The 22,050-nt window shown below is 41.2% G+C and carries 16 protein-coding genes; 7 read left to right on the top strand and 9 right to left on the bottom strand.

Going from position 1 to position 22,050, the window contains the following annotated elements; all coding sequences use genetic code 11:
- Positions 1-122 precede the first annotated feature (122 nt).
- Complete coding sequence (locus H5183_RS01710; protein WP_182730742.1) at positions 123-506, bottom strand: MAPEG family protein; 384 nt, start codon at positions 504-506, stop codon at positions 123-125.
- 273 nt (positions 507-779) lie between these two features.
- Between H5183_RS01710 and H5183_RS01705 the strand changes: the two genes are divergently transcribed.
- A complete protein-coding gene (locus H5183_RS01705; RefSeq protein ID WP_145239974.1) occupies positions 780-1,661 on the top strand; it encodes a DMT family transporter in 882 nt (293 codons plus the stop codon).
- 56 nt (positions 1,662-1,717) lie between these two features.
- Here the strand turns inward: H5183_RS01705 and H5183_RS01700 are convergent, their stop codons facing one another.
- The 3 genes from H5183_RS01700 to H5183_RS01690 all read right to left on the bottom strand — a co-directional run bounded on the left by H5183_RS01700 (position 1,718) and on the right by H5183_RS01690 (position 6,167).
- Positions 1,718-2,035 (bottom strand): multidrug efflux SMR transporter, encoded by a 318-nt coding sequence (locus H5183_RS01700; protein WP_149982191.1) that lies wholly within the window; start codon positions 2,033-2,035, stop codon positions 1,718-1,720.
- Positions 2,035-3,567, bottom strand: coding sequence for a bifunctional GNAT family N-acetyltransferase/carbon-nitrogen hydrolase family protein (locus tag H5183_RS01695; protein WP_145239976.1), 1,533 nt, complete (start codon positions 3,565-3,567; stop codon positions 2,035-2,037). The genes H5183_RS01700 and H5183_RS01695 overlap by 1 nt, the downstream gene beginning before the upstream one ends.
- 308 nt (positions 3,568-3,875) lie before the next feature.
- Complete coding sequence (locus H5183_RS01690) at positions 3,876-6,167, bottom strand: penicillin acylase family protein (protein ID WP_182730741.1); 2,292 nt, start codon at positions 6,165-6,167, stop codon at positions 3,876-3,878.
- Positions 6,168-6,332: 165 nt separating this feature from the next.
- Here H5183_RS01690 and H5183_RS01685 point away from each other — a divergent pair, with 165 nt between their 5' ends.
- The 3 genes from H5183_RS01685 (at position 6,333) to nadE (ending at position 11,307) form a co-directional block, all read left to right on the top strand.
- Positions 6,333-9,698: an ATP-binding protein gene (locus H5183_RS01685; protein WP_182730740.1), complete on the top strand. Its 3,366-nt coding sequence runs from the start codon at positions 6,333-6,335 to the stop codon at positions 9,696-9,698.
- A gap of 38 nt (positions 9,699-9,736) precedes the next feature.
- Positions 9,737-10,360 (top strand): YceH family protein, encoded by a 624-nt coding sequence (locus tag H5183_RS01680; RefSeq protein WP_145239982.1) that lies wholly within the window; start codon positions 9,737-9,739, stop codon positions 10,358-10,360.
- Positions 10,361-10,470: 110 nt separating this feature from the next.
- Positions 10,471-11,307, top strand: a complete 837-nt coding sequence (nadE, locus tag H5183_RS01675; protein WP_149982194.1) for an ammonia-dependent NAD(+) synthetase — start codon at positions 10,471-10,473, stop codon at positions 11,305-11,307.
- On the opposite strand, the gene H5183_RS01670 is transcribed toward nadE, so the two are convergent.
- The gene (locus H5183_RS01670; RefSeq protein ID WP_182730739.1) at positions 11,304-12,200 is read right to left on the bottom strand and encodes a sulfite exporter TauE/SafE family protein; all 897 of its coding nucleotides are present in this window, start codon (positions 12,198-12,200) and stop codon (positions 11,304-11,306) included. The two genes, nadE and H5183_RS01670, sit on opposite strands and share 4 nt — an antisense overlap.
- Before the next feature lie 218 nt (positions 12,201-12,418).
- On the opposite strand from H5183_RS01670, the gene folM reads away from it, so the two are divergent.
- Genes folM through folX form a run of 3 tightly spaced genes read left to right on the top strand, consistent with a single transcriptional unit; the run spans position 12,419 to position 14,076 of the window.
- Positions 12,419-13,138: a dihydromonapterin reductase gene (gene folM / locus H5183_RS01665; RefSeq protein WP_182730738.1), complete on the top strand. Its 720-nt coding sequence runs from the start codon at positions 12,419-12,421 to the stop codon at positions 13,136-13,138.
- Between the two features lie 19 nt (positions 13,139-13,157).
- Positions 13,158-13,712, top strand: coding sequence for a GTP cyclohydrolase I FolE (gene folE / locus H5183_RS01660; RefSeq protein WP_145239988.1), 555 nt, complete (start codon positions 13,158-13,160; stop codon positions 13,710-13,712).
- A 4-nt stretch (positions 13,713-13,716) separates the two neighbouring features.
- The gene (gene folX, locus H5183_RS01655) at positions 13,717-14,076 is read left to right on the top strand and encodes a dihydroneopterin triphosphate 2'-epimerase (protein WP_145239990.1); all 360 of its coding nucleotides are present in this window, start codon (positions 13,717-13,719) and stop codon (positions 14,074-14,076) included.
- On the opposite strand, the gene H5183_RS01650 is transcribed toward folX, so the two are convergent.
- The 4 genes from H5183_RS01650 to H5183_RS01635 form a co-directional block, all read right to left on the bottom strand.
- A complete protein-coding gene (locus H5183_RS01650; RefSeq protein ID WP_145239992.1) occupies positions 14,073-14,507 on the bottom strand; it encodes a YqaA family protein in 435 nt (144 codons plus the stop codon). The genes folX and H5183_RS01650 overlap by 4 nt on opposite strands.
- Positions 14,508-14,573: 66 nt before the next feature.
- Positions 14,574-14,945, bottom strand: coding sequence for a DUF4870 domain-containing protein (locus tag H5183_RS01645; protein ID WP_145239994.1), 372 nt, complete (start codon positions 14,943-14,945; stop codon positions 14,574-14,576).
- Between the two features lie 185 nt (positions 14,946-15,130).
- Positions 15,131-17,311 (bottom strand): S9 family peptidase, encoded by a 2,181-nt coding sequence (locus tag H5183_RS01640; protein WP_182730737.1) that lies wholly within the window; start codon positions 17,309-17,311, stop codon positions 15,131-15,133.
- Between the two features lie 168 nt (positions 17,312-17,479).
- The gene (locus H5183_RS01635) at positions 17,480-21,877 is read right to left on the bottom strand and encodes a S8 family serine peptidase (protein WP_182730736.1); all 4,398 of its coding nucleotides are present in this window, start codon (positions 21,875-21,877) and stop codon (positions 17,480-17,482) included.
- Positions 21,878-22,050: the final 173 nt, after the last annotated feature.

Genomic DNA, 22,050 nt, shown 5'->3' with positions numbered 1-22,050 from the left:
AAATAAAGCGCTAACTGCGTTATAATTTTTTCAAGTAGAACAACTACATGTCAAAATTTACGCCTTGTTATCACTGTATTTATCTGTCGCTATAAATGGTCAGTAACTTAACACGATTGGTATTACAAGCACACAACAATCATAGCGACTGCAGCAGCTAAACCAACCAGCCATGATAAAGAACGCAGTACGTCTAAATTTAGATAGTAAAAAGCACAATATAGAACGCGGGCAATAATATGAGTAATGGCTAATAGCTCAGTAACTTGGTGGACATTATTGGTGCCCAGCACGGTGGCTAACGCTACAGCAAACACGGCCAATGATTCAAAACAATTTTGATGTGCTGCCAGCGCCCTTGCGCCAAATCCGGTGAGCTTAGACTGTTGCTCTCTTGGGTGCTTATTATCGTAGCCATCGAGCTTGTTCATTGCAAATGCCACGGGGGCCTTGGCAAAGTAAGGCATCAGTACAGCAAGTAGTGCGCAAATAAGTAATATCGTCATCGTTACTCCTAATCATAGTTTTCATTAACTTAGCACAGCTAAACTGATCGCGTAATTGACTTGAGTAATAAAAAAGCCGCAATGACTTATATGAAATAAATACAAGGCATTGCGACTAACAATAACATCGCGATAACTATAGCCCAAAAAGTTGGATTTGCAGCTGTGGCATATTGTCGCAGCAAAGATATTTTCATTTTATGGAATCTTAGTTCGCTTTAGAGCCCTGGCACTGGTAACTTATCCGCCTCTGTGAATTGCTGTTTTTTCATTATGACTTGGATCTTTTTAACTATTTTAGCCGCTTTTATGCAGTCGTGGCGCAACGCTTTACAAAGTAAACTAAGTGCGCATGTGAGTGTTGCAGGCGTCACCTTAGCGCGCTTTATACTTGCAAGCCCACTTGCTTTGGCATACCTCATTTCATTATATCTCTATCAAGATGCCCCCTTGCCCACCTTCAACCTAGCTTTTATTAGCTACATTGTCGGCGCGAGCATAGTGCAAATTATTGCAACAGGATTAATGGTGACGTTATTTAAAATGAATAACTTTGCTGTTGGTGCTGGTCTTGCAAAAAGTGAAGCTCTCGTTGCGGCTATACTAGGAGTATTATTTTTTGGCGCGACGCTATCTTTATTAGGCTGGCTTGGCGTGTTTATTGGCTCAATTGCAGTATTACTATTAAGTGGAATTGCTAACATTAAGCACTTTAGCTTAAAAACAGCCTTACTAGGCTTGGCCTGTGGGACAGCATTTGCACTTTCCTCATCATGGATACGCGAAGCAAGCCTAAACTCAGGTCTGTCGTTTCCTTATTCCGCAGCATGGGTTTTACTGCTTATTATCAGCCTGCAAACTATCATGCTATGTGGTTATATTACAGTAAGGGAACGCTCAACATTTCGCGCTATGTGGAACCATAAAAAAACCACCAGTGCGGTGAGTTTTTTTAGCTGCATAGGCTCGATTGGTTGGTTTAGTGCGATGAGTTTACAGCATGTTGCCTATGTCAAAACCTTAGGGCAAGTAGAAGTATTTTTTACAATCTTGATCTCAGTTTTATGGCTCAAGCAGCCTTTAAAACGTCAAGATACCGCAGGGCTGGTGTTAATTGCTATAGCCGCAGTATTAGTCATGTTACCTTCGATATAAACAACAAAGGCGGCTCACTGCAACGTGGCCGCCTTTCGATTTTTTAATTCACTGAATTAATGGCTGATTTTCAATGTGATAACGCCGCTAATAATCATTAATACACCGGCAATACGGCCGAATGTTGCTGCATCATTATAAAATAGTATCCCTACTAAAAATGTTCCTGCCGCGCCAATACCTGTCCACACAGCGTAGGAAGTCCCCATCGAAATATCACGCTGTGCCAGCCATAACATAAAACCACTGGCGACCATAAACGCCACTGCAATGCCAATACCTAACCAGCGATGTTCACCCTCTTGCGACATTTTTAATCCTACAGGCCAGCCAATTTCCAGCAAGCCTGCAATAATTAAATAAATCCACGCCATTAATTTTCTCTCTTTTTCAATATTACATCGTACAGATCTTCACGACGATCTTTTAAGTTACGCACCGTGCCTTCACTGTGCAGAACTTTTAATTTATCCATATCTAAATCACTAAATAACAGCATTTCAGTATTGGGGGTTGCTTCATTAAGCGTAGCATCATGAGGGAACGAAAAATCAGACGGTGTTAATACCGCTGATTGTGAATACTGCACATCAAGACTTTCAACTTCTGGTAAGTTACCTACCGATCCGGCAATAACCACGTAGCATTCGTTTTCAATGGCCCGCGCCTGCGCGCAGTGGCGTACTCGTAAATAACTATTTTTGGTGTCGGTCCAAAATGGCACAAACAGAATATCGAGACCTTGTTTTGCTAAAATACGTGACAATTCAGGAAATTCAACATCGTAACAAATTTGAATACCCACGCGTCCAGCATCAGTATCAAATACCGCAATTTTGTCACCACCTTGAATCACCCAGTCATTTTGTTCATGAGGCGTGATATGAATTTTACGTTGTTCGTCAATTTTACCACTGCGATGGCATAAATAACTGACATTATAGATTTTATCGCCTTCAGCAAGCGGCATTGAGCCGGTGATAATATTCGCATTATACTCAATCGCCATACGCGACATCGCATCACGAAAAGTCTCCGTGTATTCGGCTAAATAACGAATAGCCTCGGTCTGATTTCTTTGCTCTGTAAGCCCCATTAGTGGCGCATTAAAAAACTCCGGAAAAAGAATAAAATCACTTTTGTAATCAGACACTGTGTCTACAAAATATTCGACCTGCGTGAGCATTTCTTCAACCGACTCAACACTGCGCATTTGCCATTGCACTGCGCCTACTCGCACTATCGACTTCGTTGATTCAAGTACCGTGTCGGTCGGTTCAAACATAATGTTATTCCACTCAAGTAGCGTGGCATAACCCACCGAATTTTGATCTTCCGGTAAATACTTTTTAAGTAAGCGTTTAACCTGGAAATCATTCGACAATTGAAAACTTAAAATTGGATCATACAGCTCTTTATGATCGACTTTGGCAATATATTCTGTTGGACTCATGTCACTGCTATGATTGTAATAACGCGGAATACGTCCGCCCGCCAAAATAGCCCGCAGATTATACTGACGACATAATTCTTTACGCGCATCATAAAGCCTGCGCCCTAAACGCATACCACGATGAGTAGGCGAAATAACCACATCTAAGCCATACAGCGCATCACCATCGGGGTCACTAAATACCCGGTCATGGCCGTCAACAATATCTTCATAGGTGTGCGGATTAGAAAAGCGCGTGTAATCAACTTGCACACTCAACGCAATCCCTACCAGCACGCCATCATCCACCATGCCCAACTGCCCTTCAGGGAACTGGTCAATCAGTCTAAATATAGTATGGCTTGGCCATGCACCACCTAAATCTGGATAAGCCTGATCCATCAAAGTTTTTACTTGTGGATACTGCTCTTTAGTTAAATTACAAATCTCAAGATGGGTTTTTTCTGCCGACATACACAACTCCTTTAGGCGTAGGACATTAAATTTGATAGTTCAATACGCGCATAATACGTGATCAGCTCTGAACGCTTGCTTAGTGCAGCATACCTAGCGCTGGTTTATTTTTAAGATAGCACCAACAACAGTGTTGAAGTAAGTATAAGTAGGTATAAATTTTTAGTTTTACAGCTCTTTGCTCAGCTAACATTAACGCTGGTTTAGCGGTTTTCGACCTAAAGCTTAGGTTAATTGCACTTTATAAGAGTAAAAGTAATGGCCGAAATCAAGCGGCCACTACCTCAAAACAAGGTGGCTTTACTCATTTAAAGCTCATTTGCAGGTAATATTGTGATCTCATGCATTAGTGTTTGCGGTAATAGCGGCGTTGGTTTTGCAGCTACGTAGTCATCAAATCCTGCGCGATAAAATGGCGATAGTGGATGACCTGACTGGCCACCGGGAATGGCCATTATGGCGTTTTCTAAATGCCCAGGTTGAGCAATAAATCGCTGTGACGCACCAAAACTACGCCCCTGCACTGCTGGCATATAACTGTCGCCAAATCCTGGCGCTGTCGGCATATTTAATAATTTACTTAGTTGTGGTATTTGCTGTGCGAATGGATGCTCAATAACCAATTCATTAACTGTCCCCCACTGCCAACCTTTTAAGTTACTGCCAAACTCTTTACTTAAATTACTGACAACTTGACTAAATGAATCAGTTAATTGTGCATCCCAATCAGCAAATTGTGGATTTAACCAGCTATCTGGTTGCTGTTCAATAAGCTGCCATATTGCCGGCTCTAAATCACGTTTAACATACTTTAATGAACCGCCCTGAGCCTGTAAATTTGCTTGCATAGCCGTAAATACACTATTGATAACTTCATCACGATAACGCCTAACCAGCGTGTAGCCTATTGACATTGCACAGGCGCAACCTTGCCAGTTATCTAACTCTTTTATGTACTGCTGATTAGCCGAACTATTTCTATTAAGCTGTTGCAGCAATAAGTTATGCCACGGTTGTAAAAAGCGCGCCTGATTATCATGCTGCAACTGGTTAAAATTAGCTTCATTAAAATGTTGCTTTTCATATAATCTATCACGAATTTGACTCGATCGTGCTCCCAAGGCATAACCACCATTACCAAAACGCTGGTCATCCAAAGCCGATACAACGCGAGAGTTCCCAGTCCATAAACGGCCATCAACAGGATTTTTAACTTCCGGCCTTTGCTGTTCATTATGCTGCCAAAGTGTTGAGTAGTCATTTTCCTGAACAGCTAGTTCACTGGGCTTAATACGCCCTGGAATGGCTCCCATATTTTTCCAACCCGCATTGCCTTGGCTATCTACCACCATTAAGTTTTGTACTGGAATACCCACTTCACTGGCAATCAGCAGCGCGTCATCGACAGTGGTTGCTTGTTCTAATTTCAATAAATCCATATCGACTGCATAAGGTTGATGGCCAACCCAGCTAAGCGCATAAGGCTTGCCATTTATTTCTCGCACTGGACCATACTCACTCAATGTCAGCTTATATTCTTCAATTGACCCATCGGGTAGTGCTATTTGCTCAACTTCTTGCCATGTTTTACTGTTATCAGTTAATGCTACCCAATCGGCAGTATCGAGGTAACCATTAGTAAATCCCCACGCAATATTGTTATTAGTTCCCACCACAATTGCTGGTGCGCCAGGCAAGGAAACCCCTGTCACTTGGCTCACTTTTCCTGACATTGCATAGTTAAGTTGCGCACGATACCAAATAACCGGCACCGCCATCGACAAGTGCATATCATCCGACAGCATCCCAGCACCTGTGGTAGTTAACTGCCCAGTCACCGCCCAGTTATTACTACCACGTTCTTGATTTGCATCAATCCTGAGTAAAGCTTGTAAGGTTTGCTTAGGAAATTCAGGAATAGTTAAATTATAAGGTGCGAGTGTGCTGCCATCTAAAGCCGCTTGATATTGACTGGGTTGAGTTAAAAAACTGACCATTTCTGGGCCATAAATATCGGCAATTTGAATTAACGCTTGGTCACGTTCAAAGGTCGCCGTTTGTAAATCTAAGTACATACTGTAAATCACTAACAAACAGTCTTCACTGCGCCAAGGCTTTTGCTCAGCGCCTGTTAGTAAATATTCAAAACTGCTAAAGCCTACCTGTGCTAAGCCTTCGTTAACGCCAGCGGCATAACTTGTTAATAGTGCTTGATCTGCTTGAGGCAATTGCTCAACAATCGCAGCGCTGCGTTTTCGTAACTGGTGGAAGCGCATTTTTTTATCCAAACCTAATGCTGCTTTACCAAACAGTTCACTCAATTCACCTGCAGCATTACGGCGCAACAAATCCATTTGAAAAAATCGGTCTTGACCATGTGCGAAACCTAAACCATACGCAGCATCAAGGCGGTTCTCAGCTGAAATAACTGCTTGACCCAGTTGGTCTCGGGAGATTTTTACCGCTTGGCTGACGTGGTTACTACGCCCATTACCATCAAGCGCCGGTAAGCTAACTGACAGTACACCATAAATAACTGCTGTTGCAGCTAATCCTAAAATTACGATTGCTAACACCAACCACTTGATAATTTTAAACATGAACCAGTCCTTTTACTCTTGATTAGCTCTATCATAACCATAGTTTTATGAAAAAAGTGCGGTAATTTAAATAAAAAAGCAAATAGCTCAATTGATCGGACTATTTTTATTTCCGTGATAAATTGACTATAGTTGAACAGCCAAATATAAAAGCACAAGTCGCTAATGCCATTGTTAAAAACAGATGATCACAAACAAGTCTACAAATTTAAACTGATATTTTGGTGCTCGCTCGTTTTTATTTTATTAATCAGTTTAGTGCTTGATCAGATCAGTTATAAACGTGCCCAAGAATCTCATCGACTATTAATTTTATCTGAAGTAAGTAGCTACCGTACTCAACTTGAATCAACATTAGTATCGAATATTCAATTGGTGCGTGGTTTAGCTGTTGCAGTTGCTGCAGAGCCTAATTTAGATCAACAACGTTTTGCCCAAATTGCCGCACCATTATTCGACACCTCATCTGAATTACGCAATATCGGTGGTGCACCTAATATGGTGATCCGCATGACTTACCCATTGGCAGGCAATGAAAAAGCCATAGGGCTAAACTTTTTAGAGAACAAAGCACAACGTGCAGATGCAATTCGTGCGCGTGATAACAATGAAATAGTTATGGCAGGCCCACTTACATTAGTGCAAGGTGGTGAGGCATTAATTGCCCGAGTCCCTGTTTACCTTCCCCCTGACAACCATTTTTGGGGACTGCTCTCGGTGGTACTCGACATAGACAAAATATATGAAAGAGCGGGTATTTTCGAACTAGAAGAAGACTATGATGTCGCCATCCAAGGACGCAATGGCTTGGGTCTAAAAGGAGAGTTTTTCCGTGGTAAAGCGGATATTTTAGAGCGTAACCCTCTGGCATTTACTTTAACCTTTCAAGGTGGCGAGTGGGAAATTTTTGTTACTCCTAAAGTTGGTTGGGCACCTCCAAATTCTGCGATTTGGCCGCTGAGATTAGCAATATTTACTATTTGCGGGCTATTAATTTTAGCCTTTTTATTATTCTTAAAAATGCTCAATCGCCAGCTAAGAAATGAAAAAATGCTAGTGACAATGAGTAGTCTTGCAAAAATTGGCGCTTGGTCATTTAACCTTGAAACACAACAAGTATATTGGTCAGATATGACCAAAAACATTTTCAAATATCCACTAGACGAACAACCGAATTGGCCAACGAACTTTACTTACTTTAAAGAAGGCGAAAGCCGTGACACGATAAAAAAGCTCGTTGAGCGAGCGATTAAATATGGTGAAAGTTACGAAGTTGAGCTCGAAGTTATCGATTCTAAAGGTAATGCTTTATGGGTGTTAGTGCATGGTGAGGCCGAAATCCGTAATGGCCGCTGTATTAAGATTTTTGGCTCTTTACAAGATATAAACGTCCGTAAATGCATTGAATTAGAAAGCAGTAAAACCGCTTTGCACAACGAGGTACTCGCCTCACTTACCGTTAATAACGCAGTGCTAACTGGTAATTTAAAACAAGCAAAAGATATTATTACACAATCAATTTGCGATGCATTCAATGTTGAACGTGCCAGTATATGGCTGTTCAATGATGCAAGAGATCAACTGCAATCATTTGCCCATCATGGTAAACACGGCCCAGATAACACCGTGTTACCAGCATGGCAGCAAACTGAGTTAAATAATTTTTTTACAGCCATTGATAACCAAGCTGTGATCCGCGCTTCAAATGCACTGAGCAATAAATTTACAGCCCCGCTTACAGCGCTCTATTTAGCTCCTTTCGACATAAAATCAATGCTTTGTGTATCTATCCCTACAGGAAGCGGGGCGATTGGTATTGTTTGTGCTGAGCATTGTCAGTATCCGCGGGTATGGTCGCGTAACGAAGAAAGCTTTTTAATTGCCGTTGCCGCTTTAATTGGCAGTTTATATTCTAGCGAGCAACGTATAGAAACCGAGCAACAATTAGTCACAGCAAAAGAAGCAGCGGAACAAGCTGTAACCGCTAAAGGTGAGTTTTTAGCGAGCATGAGCCACGAAATTCGCACCCCGATGAACGGTGTGCTCGGGATGCTTAATATTGTGCAACAGACTAAGTTAGATCCTCAGCAAGCGCATCATATTGAATTAGCACAATCATCAGCGCAATCGCTGCTTAATATAATTAACGATATTCTGGATTTTTCAAAAATTGAAGCTGGTAAATTAAATATCGAAAAGATTGCTTTTAATTTACCGAAATTACTCGGTGAAGTGGTCGAGTCATTTGCCCTTAAAGTAGAGCAACATAATACTAAACTGATTTTAGATGCCACTAAAATTAATGTAAATAAGATTGTTAGTGACCCAAATAGGCTTCGCCAAATTATTAATAATTTACTCGGTAATGCCGTTAAATTTACTCATAATGGTGAAATTATCGTGAGCGCAAACTTAAAAAATACCACTAACGGGACTTTTTTAGATTGCTCAATTATTGATACCGGTATTGGTATTAAAGCCGACAAACAAGCTTCATTATTTGATTCTTTCACTCAGGCCGATACCTCAACTACTCGCCAATATGGCGGCACAGGGTTGGGCCTGGCGATTGTTAAGCAGCTTTGTAATTTGATGGATGGAGAAATCAATATCACGAGTGTTTATGGCCAAGGCAGTACCTTTACTTTTTCCATTAAAGTACAGCCGCTACTGGGTAAAGAACAAGACTTACCGAGTCATTTAATTAAAAACAAACATATTTTAATTGTCGATACTTGCCCGTTAAATAGCTCAATTGCGCAAAAACAGCTAAACGTGTGGGGAGCGCGTGCGCATATCCTCAAAAACTACCTAGCCTTGAGTTATTATCTCAATTCGAGCGATGAATTGATTGATGCTGTGCTGCTTGATTATAGCTTTTTTCAGCAAGCCGACGCTGCTGCAATTAATGCATTGAAAATTTACCTAAGCGAGCATCACGTAAAACTGATCCTTATGGCGCCAATGAGTTTCTCACAAGAAGCACATGCAAACTTGCCAATCGAAGCCGATTGCATGATTTTTAAACCACTAACGCCTTCGGACTTGTTTGATTCTTTGGCGAATGAAAAATTTATCGAGCAACAACAAAATAACAATGCACTACCAGCAAGTATTGCAATCAACAATACACACTTTGTAAATCAAGACAAAATCCTGCTGGTAGAAGACAATAAAGTAAATCAAGTCGTTGCCTGTGCATTACTAAAACAAGCAGGCATTAATTTTGATATCGCTGAAAATGGTCTGGAAGCTATTGAAAAACTAAAAAGCAAAACCACAGAACCATACAAGCTATTGTTAATGGACTGCCAGATGCCAGAAATGGATGGTTACCAAGCAACTAAGGCAATCCGTAATGGGGATGCGGGTGAATACTACAAAAACGTAACTATTATTGCGTTAACCGCAAATGCTATGCAAGGCGATAGAGATAAATGCCTCAGTGCAGGAATGACTGATTACCTAACCAAACCACTCGATTTTGATGCGCTTAATCCGAAACTGCAACAATGGCTTGGTAAACAATAAAGGTGTAAGCTAAGGCATAACAAAAAGAAGGATTTATTATGCAACTCACTGCTATTGAACAACGTGTGATCGGCTGCCTACTTGAAAAACAAAGCACCACACCAGAGCATTACCCGCTGTCACTAAATGCATTGACCAATGCGTGCAATCAAAAATCGAACCGAGAGCCAGTGCTCACGCTCAGCGAAACTGAAGTACAAGAGGCGCTAGACTCGTTAGTTTCCCAGCGGTTAGTTACATTAGACGAAGGGTTATCTGGACGCGTAACTAAGTTCGCACATCGCTTTTGCAATACTGAATTTGGTAATTTACAGTTAACGGAGCAACAGCGCGCTATTATTTGTTTAATGCTGCTACGTGGCCCACAAACCCCTGGTGAATTAAGAACACGCAGTAATCGGCTCGCTGAGTTTAATAATGTTGCTGAAGTTGAGTCGGCATTAAATGCCTTGATGACTGCCGAACATGTGACTAAACACCCACGAGAACCCGGCAAACGTGAAAGCCGTTACAGCCATTTATTTGCTGATCCACAAAGTGCTGTTGCAGTAGAACCACCTGAATTGCCAGCACTCAAAGCTGACGAGTTGAATGAGTTACTTGCTGAAATTGATGAGCTAAAAGCTGAATTACAAAAAATTAAGCTACATTTAGGGCTTTAAATTAAACCCTTTGAATTAGATAATAATTCCAATTACATTAAATAGAGATCATGCTTTTAAGCTAATTGGTATAACCATGACAACCAGTAATATTATTAGGAGAGCTCAGCATGCGCGCTGAAATAGTGGCAGAAATGAAAGTCCAGCCAAATATAGACGTCAACAACGAGATCACACGCCGCGTAAACTTTATAAAAAACCGTTTAGTGGCAGCACATTCACGCTCTTTAGTGCTGGGGATTAGTGGCGGTGTAGATTCATCTACCTGTGGTCGCTTATGCCAACTCGCCGTTAACGAATTAAATGCGCAGCAACAAACCGACAAGTATCAATTTATTGCGGTTCGCTTACCGTATGGTGTGCAAGCTGATGAAGCTGAAGCGCAATTGGCTGTTGATTTTATTCAACCAAATAAACGCCTAACAGTGAATATAAAACCCGCAGCAGACGGCATGCATGAGCAAGCATTAGCGGCAGTAGTAGGTTGCGGTGATGCACTGCCGGAACAAGCACAAATTGATTTTATTAAAGGTAATGTGAAAGCCCGCCAACGCATGGTCGCGCAATATGAAATTGCCGGACTGTGCCAAGGCCTCGTTGTTGGTACTGATCATAGCGCCGAGAACATTACTGGCTTTTATACTAAATTTGGTGATGGCGCATGCGACTTAGCGCCATTATTTGGCTTATCAAAACGCCAAGTACGCGCATTAGCCAAGCAGTTAGGTGCACCCGATTTACTCGTTAATAAAGCGCCAACCGCCGACCTAGAGTGTGATCGCCCAGGCCTTACTGATGAAGAAGCCCTTGGTTTAAGCTATGAACAAATTGATGACTTTTTAGAAGGCAAAGAAGTCAGTGACGAGGTAAGTGAAAAACTCATCGCAATTTATCTACGCACTCAACATAAACGCCAAGCTATTCCAACCATTTACGACGATCTTTAGGCTGTCATAAGCTCATAAACCGTAAATGACACTTCTAGGGCAATTAACAATAAGAAAAATGTGATTAATTGCCCGCTTTTCACTTTAGCACAAACATAAGCCCCTAACGGTGCTCCAACTACGACCACTGGAATAGCCGCTAATAAATACGACTGTATTTCGCTACTTAAGCTCTTGAAGAACCATACGTTAGCAATGCTTGCCACCACAGACGTTATTGCCATGATAATCACCGAGGTTGCAGTCGCTTTTTGAATATTAGCGTTGCAGGCGATAATCAATAACGCAAAAATAGCAATGTCAGCTCCTGAACCAACTAAGCCAGATGCAACTCCTCCAATAACAGCAACTAATGCAACTTTAAATGTACTAACGTGTATATCGGTTTGACTACATACATGTTGCACCCTGCTGTAAATACGCCATAAAAGAGTTAATGCGAAGCATATTAAAAGTACGCTAAATACTCCTTTAACCACCAGTCTTGGTAATTGATCGGCAATAAAAGTAAGGCTTAGTAATACGCCAACTAATGCAGCAGGAGCTGCGATTAATACCACTTGGCGATAATATGGAATACCAGTAAAAATAATGGTTAATGCGGCCGCACTCATACCAAAACTTTGAATCGCTAACGAGAATACTTTTGCCGTTACAGGATCTATTGCCAGTAACTTAGTAATCACAGGAAATGCTACTGCGCCACCACCAAGTGCAGTGCCACCAGCAACAAAAGACCCAAAAGCCATAGTCACAACAATGCTAAACTCTGCGATAACACTTTGTAGCGCAGCATTTGCGCCTTGCCAAGCAATTAATGAACAATACACGCCAGCAACAAATAACCAAGGGATCATACGCAGTTTATGGATCGGTTTAGGTGGTGATTGCATAGTTACAGATCATAAATTGAAGTTTTATTATTATGCCTGACAATCATCGCAGAGCAAATGATCGCAACTGTTCGTTACGGCGTACAAACAGATTGTTATATGAGTGCAATATCTTTGCAGTAAAGATGAAATAGTTCTGTAATTTAGTTTATAGTTGTTAGTAAACACATGGTAATCCAGCTCATCGCATTAAAAAACCTAAGGATTTGTATTTAGTTATGACATCGCCCATTTTAATAACAGGTGCCGGCCAACGTATTGGTTTAGCACTGGCAAAACATTTTATAGCCCAAGGGCAAGCTATTATCGTTACTTACCGAACTCGCCATCCCGCTATTGATGAATTATCTGCCCATGGTGCTGTATGTGTTTACGCAGACTTTAGCACTGACAACGGCATTAATGAGTTTGTCAGTCAATTAAAGCTGCACACAAATAGCTTAAAGGCGGTGATCCACAATGCCTCGAGTTGGGATTGCGAAGCGAATAATCCAGATAGCAGTACGCTATTTGATAACATGATGCGGATCCATGCTAAAGCACCTTACTTAATTAACTTAGCGCTTAGCGAGTTACTGTTAAATTTCCAGCAACAGCAGCAACACCCTGCTGATATCATTCATTTAACTGATTATGTTGTTGAAAAAGGAAATCCAAAGCATATCGCATATGCCGCAAGTAAAGCCGCCTTAGAAAATATGACAAAATCATTTGCAGCTAAGTTTGCCCCGAATATTAAAGTGAACGCTATCGCCCCTTCATTAATTATTTTTAATGATCACGATAGCGATGAGTACCGAGAAAAAACCCTTAAAAAATCATTAATGGGCATCGAGCCCGGTTGTCGCGAAATTATAAACAGCGTCGATTTATTGCTTAGCAGCCATTACATCACGGGACGTTCTTTACCCGTAGATGGTGGCAGACATTTAAAATAACGGATTAATCGAGAAATTTATGCACGATCAATTAAAAAATAGTTACCACGAAATTATTACTGCTGTAGGTGAAGATCCACAACGTGAAGGCCTATTAGACACGCCAAAACGCGCCGCCAAAGCGATGGAATATTTGACCAAAGGCTATCGTCAAACATTAGAAGAAATTACCAATAATGCGGTATTTACTTCTGATGCAGATGACATGGTTTTAATTCAAGATATAGAGCTTTATTCGATGTGTGAACATCATTTATTACCATTTGTAGGGCGCTGTCATATTGCTTATATTCCTAACGGCAAGGTGCTGGGTTTATCGAAATTTGCGCGTATTGTTGATATGTTTGCACGCCGCTTTCAAATTCAAGAACAACTGACTCATCAAATCGCTAAAGCGGTTGAAGAAGTCACCGGTGCTAAAGGCGTTGGTGTAATAGTGGAAGCAAAACATATGTGTATGATGATGCGTGGGGTTGAAAAACAAAACTCAAGTATGCGTACGTCGGTAATGCTAGGTAACTTCAGAGCCGATCCAAAAACCCGCAATGAGTTTTTACAACTTGTAAAAGGCTAATCCTATGGCCAATGCAATTATCCATGTAACTAACTTACGGCTGCGCACTTTTATTGGCTTTAATCCCGATGAACGTGAGAAAAAGCAGGATGTAGTGATCAATTTAGAAATTCACTATCCTGCTGAGCAAGCCTGTGAAACAGATCAAGTTGAACAAGCACTTAATTATAAAGTGATCACCAAAGAAGTGATTAGTATTGTTGAGCAAGGTCACTTTTTATTGCTTGAAAAACTAGTGGCAGAAATACTCAGTGTTTGCCATAGCCATAGCAGCGTGAATTATGCAAAAGTGCGAGTTGATAAACCTCACGCTTTGCGTTTTGCAGATTCAGTATCGCTAACACTCGATTGGAGTAAAGCTTAAAGCAACTTATCCAGCCCAACGGCAAAGGCTAGTACAAGCAAGTAACGTGCGCCTTTGCCAAGGGTAACCAGCCATAAAAATGTCCACCAGCGCACTTTAAAAATGCCCCCTACAACTGTTAGCGGATCACCAATAATTGGTAGCCATGCCAACAACAGGCTATAAACACCATACTTTTCAAAGCGCTCTGCAGCCTTATCGATACTTGCCTGTGACACGGGAAACCATTTCCGATCCTTAAAACGTATGACTTGCGTGCCTAACCAGTAATTAACGCAACTACCTAGTACGTTACCAACTGTGGCACTGAGCCATAACAACCAAAGTAAATATTCTCCTTTGGTCACCATTGCTGTGAGTACCACTTCTGATGAGCTTGGCAATAATGTTGCCGAAATAAACGCAGTAAAGAACAGAGTTAAATAAGCCATCTAAGCCTTTATTAATGCATATAAAAAACCCAGCATTTGCTGGGTTTGATAAAAATGAAGAGTAGTTTATTTTATCAATTGTAAGCTAAATGGGTAGTTAAACTCTTTACCGTCATTAGTTTTGATTGCGCCAATCACCACCATAATAAACGAGAAAATAGCGACTATAGGTAATAGAATTACCCCGATAACTGCAAACATCAAAATCAAACACACTATATATGCTATGAACATAGTGATTTGAAAGTTAAGCGATTTACGCCCATGTTCAGCCACTAATGGCATTTCGTCTTTTTTTATTAACCAGACAATCAGCGGACCGATGATACTACCCATAGGTATAATAAATCCGGCTAATGCGCTTAAATGACATAACATCGCCCACATACGCTCATCTTTACTCGTTATAACTGGTTCAACCTGTTGATTATCTTCCATTACCATCTCCTTATTTCGTTAATACCTATATGCTGACCTTTTTCAGTCTTAATGTCTAGATTTTAATCAGCGTCGTCGATACTGCTAAGCTCGAGCAAGTGTGCAAAACCACAACACTTAATTTAGACAAAAAATTAAGGCGTAACCTAAGTCACGCCTTAATTGTAAAACACTAAAATCAGTTATTACTTTTTAATACCAGCTAAATCTAAGATAAATGCATAATTTAGAGCTGTATCTTGAAGGCTTTTAAAACGCCCAGATGCGCCACCATGGCCTGCTTCCATATCAATTTTAAACAGTAATTTATTATCATCGGTTTTAAACTCACGTAATTTTGCAACCCATTTTGCTGGTTCAAAATATTGCACTTGAGAATCATGCAAACCTGTGGTGACCAACATATTTGGATACGCTTGTTTACTCACTTGATCGTACGGTGAGTAAGACAGCATATAATCATAATATAGTTTGTCATCTGGGTTGCCCCACTCGCCGTACTCGTTGGTCGTTAATGGTAAGCTCGCATCTAACATAGTGGTCACTACGTCAACAAATGGCACAGCCGCAACCATCCCCTGATAAAGCTCTGGTGCTTGGTTTGCCACGGCGCCCATTAATAAGCCGCCCGCACTGCCGCCCATCGCGAATATTTTATCTTGCGCACCATACTGCTGGGTAACTAAGCCTTTGGTTACATCAACAAAGTCATTAAAAGTATTCTTTTTATTGAGTAGCTTGCCATCTTCATACCAAGGACGACCGAGCATCTGCGAGCCACGAATATGCGCGATAGCAAATACAAAGCCTCGATCAAGTAAACTCAAACGGCTACTAGAAAAACTTGGATCCATGGTTGCCCCATACGACCCATAGCCATATTGTAACAATGGATTAGTGCCATCTTTTTTGAATTTATCTTTGCGATAAACTAAACTCACCGGTACTTTTACGCCATCTCGCGCAGTAATAAATAGTCGCTCCGATGCATAATTATCGGCATTAAAATCACCGATCACTTGTTGCTGTTTTAACAGTGTTTTCGTTGTGCTATTCAAATCGATATCATACGATGAACCAGGCGTCGTCATACTGGCATAATATACTCGTAAGCTTTCGCTATCTAATTCATTATTACCATATGTACTGACCATATAACTGCTGTCATTAAAGCTCAGCTGCTGTTCATCACCCGACTTTAAGTTGCGTATCGTTAAACGAGATTGCCCCATTTCACGCTCTTTATACACTAAATGGTCAGTGAACAAATCGATGCCTTCAAGCTTAATATCATCACGCGCGGCGATCAGTGTTTGCCAATTCGCTTTGTCGTGCGCTTTATCTTTATCCACCGTCATTAGCTGAAAGTTTACTGCGTTAAGGTTAGTGACTATGTAATAAGTATCACCGAGTTTAGCAATATCATATTCTAGGTTTTCTTCACGTTCAATTAAGCGCTTTGGCTGTGCCTTGACGTCATTAGCATCAATTACCGACACACCTGAAGCGTTAGTACTGCCATGCCAAATATAAATTTCTTGTTTATCTTTACTCTTACCAAGGCCAGTGTAATAACTTGTGTTAGTCTCTTCGTACACTAACTCATCTTGTGCTTGTGACGTACCTAAGGTATGGCGATAAACCTGATAACCTAACAATGTCTGTAAGTCTTTTTTAATGTAATAAAAAGTTTTATTATCATTCGCCCAGACGATATCACCATCTGTCCCTTCGAGCTTATCTTCTAGTAATTTACCGGTCTTTAAATCTTTCACTAAAATAGAGTAGATTCGTCGACTTACCGTGTCTTCACCATATGCTAATAAGTGACCATTTGGGCTGACAGATAAACCTGTTGCCGCGAAATAGTCATGGCCTTTTGCCAACTCATTTACATCTAATATAACGTGTTGATCAGTGCCCTTATCATCGCTACTGCGAACATAAGTCGGGTATTCATTATCCCCTCGCGTTTGCGATGAATAATAATAATCGCCACTTTTAGTTGGCACGGAGTCATCATCTTTTTGAATGCGCCCTTTTAACTCTTCAAACAAAGTAGTTTGTAAAGCTTTAGTATGCTTTAGCATCGCATCAGTATAGGTATTTTCTGCATTAAGGTGTGCTATGACAGCTGCATCTTTTCGTTCATCGTCACGCATCCAATAGTAATTATCGGTGCGCGTATCACCATGAATAGTCATTTCGAAAGGGATCTTATTGGCTACCGGTGCAGTTACATTAACCACTGCAGCTTCACTCTGTACAGCCTCGGATTTTATATTATTTTGTTCTGGAGCTTTATTACAGCCCGCTAAAATAGCTAACGACAAAGCCGCTAACGCAAATGATTGACGTGTTTTCATAGTATTCCCTAGAGTTATTATTATTCCACTACTAGCAATATATCTAACTAGCTGTTGATTACCTATATTAGTTTGTAAAGCAATGTAAAAAGGGAGCCTAAGCTCCCTTTATTTGATTAACTTTGCTCGTTAATCACTGATAATTAAAATGACTAACTAAACAATTAATTACTTTTGTTTTCGGCGGCGCATAAATGCAAATGGTGCAATAAGCAATGTTAACCATGCTAGTGAACCGCTGTCACCGTCATTATTATCGTCATCTTTGCCCACAATATTCTTTACTCGTATTTCAACATCAACAGCTTTAGAGTTATTACCCGCACTATCAACAGCGATAACACTAAATGTAAAGTTACGCTCATATTCATAATCAATACTACCTGCAACAACAATTTCACCCGCAGCATTAACAATGACTAAGTCAGTGCCTGACACAATAAACTTAGTAACAGGACTTACATCAGCATCTGGATCACTAAAGTTGAGTTTACCAATCACAGTGCCAAGCGCTGTATTTTCATCAACACTAAAGCGTTGATTATCAGCAATAACTGGCGTGTTTTCTAATGCGTCTTGCGCTACAGTGATTGTTACTTCAACAGCTGCAGATTGATTACCAGCACTATCCGTTGCGCTAACCATCAGCTTTATCTCAGGTGTTGCATCATAATCAACGTCACCCGCCACTGTGATTTGGCCAAGTTCATCAATTGCAATACCGTTATGACCTGCAACTGTGTAGCTTACAATTGGTGTTACTGCTGTATCTGGATCAATAGCACGTATTTGACCAATCACAGTGCCTACCACGGCATTTTCTTGCACTTTAAAAGTTTGCCCGGCTTCGATAATTGGCGCAACTTCTGCTCCTTCATCAGCGACATTTAACACGTTAATCGTCACAATTTCAGCAGCTGACTGATGACCATCTTCATCAATTGCGACTATCTCTAACGTAATAGTACTTTGCTCTTCAAAATTAAGTAGTTGAGCAACGGTTAGCATCCCCGTATTATCAATCGTGATTGCATCACTTCCCGCTACAGTAAACATAGTGATTGAACTGTTATCTGGATCTGTGAAAGCTAATTGAGCAAATGCGGTAGCTACTGGGGTGTTTTCTGCAACAGAGAATACTTGGCCAGAATTTATAATTGGGGTTACTTCGCTCGCTTCATCTGCAACATTGGTAATGTTAATAGTAATAACAGCAGGCTCTGATGTATTTCCCAAAGTATCGATGGCAACAACGACTAGTTCAGCGATGTGCTTACCAACTTCAAAATCAACTAACTCGCTGTTTGATACAAGAATTTGCCCTTTATTATCAACACTAAAGCCTTGATGAGTTTGCGATTGCACATAAAACTCAGCAATCGCTAAATCTCTATCTGATTCCACAACACTCAAGGTGCCAACGAGATGGCCGTTTTCCGCATTTTCAACAACATCAAATGATGCATTTGCAAGCTTAGGAGCCTGCGTTTTTGGTAACACTAAGTCTTCAGCAGTCACTAATTTCAGTACATCTTGTAATGACGATGCTGTAAAAGCAAATGGCGCACTAGCATTCACAATCGCTTTTTCACCTGGCGCAAGTTGATTTACGACTGTATCACTGCCATCCACCGCAGTTAAACTCACTGACGCTGAAGAACTAAAGGTCGTAGCGCCAACTAGACTATCTGTTTCAAAGTACACGCCGCCGCCATAAGATGGATAGCCTACAGATGCCTTAATATTTAACGGATCACCTAAATTATCACGTGTTAACCCAAGTGTGCTGCTACATACCGAGAAGGTAATGGTATCTGCACCGGCTGATTGATATAACGGTGTCAAAAACCGAAGCGTTTCTGCGCCAGCGTCATCGATAGTACCAATAACAGTACGTGAACGCCCTGGCGAAGTCGTTTTACGACCTCGGTCATTGTAGTTCTGCATAAGGAAGTCATAGGCACCATCGTTGTTGGTGTCTATATCTAAACGATAACCTGCTTGGAATACATGAGTGATCTCATCACGTAACTGAATCGATGCTGTAACTAATACACCAGATTCACATCCTTCAGCTGCTATTGCATTGAATGTCGTTGCAAGAATATTGAACGGTGCCTCTGCTGCTGACTTAACTTTACCAGTTGCAACAATATTTTCTGTCATTGTTGAAACTGTTGTTGCCCCGGTATTCTCAACGATAAGTTGCATCTCATTGCCAACCACTTCCGGAGCAATACTTAATTCACTAGCCGCTTTTGGTAGCGCATGATAAACAACATGTAGCGCATAATCTGAATCAGTATCATCCACATCGTCAAACACTAAGGCGCCGTCAAACTCTGCGAGCGTTAATGCGGCGCTTCGTGCAGCTACCGACTCGGCATCAAATGGGTTTTCCAGTTTCCACTGATGCAATTTACTGGGATCAACAGTTAGCGTTACATCAAACTCAGTAGTTTGACCTGCGGGAATTGTTACGCTGGCTGGAATATCCCAACTGATTGCACCGCTGTTTTTATCATTTGCGTAACGTGCTTCAGTCCGTAATTTGTAGGTTTTTTCTTGTGTCGAGAAATTTTTCACGGTGACTGTTTTGCTGATTGACCTAACGCCAGTAAAATTTTCTAAGCCAAACGATAATGCCGCTTGTTTAGTTTTAAACTCGGTATTATCAACCCATGCTGCAACAGGCAGATTAACCGCTTTTTCAACGTTAACTAAACCAGCACCAATCATACTAATTGGTGCTAATTCAGAATCTGGATTTGTGCTAAGCGGCTCATTAGTCACATTTAGATCTGCCGTATTCATTAATGTTGCTTTAATTTCAAAGGCATTACGCTGTGGGTGCGCTGCGCGTACTAACGCAACCGCACCGGCAGTAATCGGTCCTGAAAAGGATGTACCTGAAGCTGGAGCTAGTTGATCTTGCGTACCAGTTGCTGCAACCATAATGCTTGTACCTGGCGCTGTGATTTCAGGTTTTAATAAACCATCCATTGATGGACCGCGCGATGAAAAGGTTGCCACAGCACCTGATGTTACTTTACGCTCAACAACTAAGCTATATGCAGCCTTGCCTGATACTTTAAGCTCCGCTTTTATCGCTGCCCCGGCAGCATAAGTAATGCCAATATTTGGGATAGTAACCGTGGCATCAAATCCACCCATTGAAGCAGGAGTACCGTCATCTTCGTTATTTGCAATAAATACAAACGATGCGCCACGCTGTTGTGCATGCAGTACTTTTTTCGTGAAATTACATTCACCACGATCTATAAGCACCGCTTTATTATTAAAATCGGTGTCTTCTGAAAATGCTTCACAGCCATTTTGATTTGCGGTTGGGTAAACAAGTTCAGCATCGGTATCTGCCATAGCAAATGCGGTTTGCGGACCAAAACCTGAAACTTGAAAAACAACCTCTTCTCCAAGCACGGTACCTGAAGCAATCCCAATATCTAATGTTGGATGCGTCATCGCACCAACTGCAAGTGCGTTTGGCGTGGTACTTGGTCCCCCAATACGAAAAGGATGATCGCCATCATTGCCTGCTGAGATAACAACATTTACACCTAAATCAACCGCTTTTTGAATTAAGTATTGAGTACCTCCGTCAGTTTCAGTGCCACCAAACTCGCCACCTAAAGACATATTAATAACATCTACGCGGTCAGAGATATCGCCATCACCATTAGGATCCATTGCCGCTTCTAATGCTGATGCTTGTGCTGCACTTGGACAACCACCACCACACACTGAGTACACATATAACTCTACTTCAGGAGCAATTCCAGTGACAGAGTGAGAAACAGACGTACCATGACTGGTCGGTTCATCAACATCGGGGATCACGACTACAGGATCATGTTCAATTGGATCAGCATCGTCACGAATAAAGTCGTAGCCACCATGTACGATGCCTTGCGGCCAAGCTACAGAAGTAGGATCAGCTTGAGCTGCGTCATACGCCTCTACGGTACCCGCACCACCAAAAACGTTGTGCGTGTAGTCAACACCTGTATCCAGTACCGCTACCGTTTGACCTTTACCTGTTACAACCCCATTTGCAACCAATGGTGAAGCTTTTAAATAATCTGCAGATGCGGCGACATGTAATTCATAATCATACATTGGCAGCACTTTCTCAACTCGGTAGTCACGGGCAATTTTTTCTAACGCCTCAGGGCTTGCTTGTACAATCAAAGTAGGCGCCAGCACTTTAGTTTGGCCGATTACTTTTGTACCAAAATCTAGACTACTTAGTTCAATTGTCACTTCACTTTGCACTTGCTCAATTTGTGCAATGGTTGCACGGCTGTCACCTATTTGATAAATACCTTGCGCCATTAGATCGGCGGCGGTTGTCGCTCTTAGCACAATCATATGAGCTGATGGTAACTGTTCTTTAACTTCGGTTTCATTAAATGTAGCTGTAGAGAAATTATTGAGAGCGGTAATACTGTGTGCTGTTTGCACTGTTTGTGCATTTACCGATGCCGCCATTAGCGCTGATGATACTGCAATTGATAAGGCTGTTTTTGTTATTAACTTGTTAGACATAAATTCCTCTGATGAGATTATTGTTATTAAATGTCCCCAAAAAGAAACATTAAGTCCCGAATACTACACCAGCAAGAAACAAAAAAACAACATTGAAACAAAAAGTGTAACCGTTTTAGGTAATCACAATAAATTTAAAACAAAAAAAATACCGCCCAATGGCGGTATTTTAA

The organism is Pseudoalteromonas sp. SR44-8 (assembly GCF_014163635.1).
GTDB lineage: Bacteria > Pseudomonadota > Gammaproteobacteria > Enterobacterales > Alteromonadaceae > Pseudoalteromonas > Pseudoalteromonas rhizosphaerae.
Note: the sequence above shows the minus strand (reverse complement) of the source record. Positions and strands in the feature narration are given on the sequence as shown.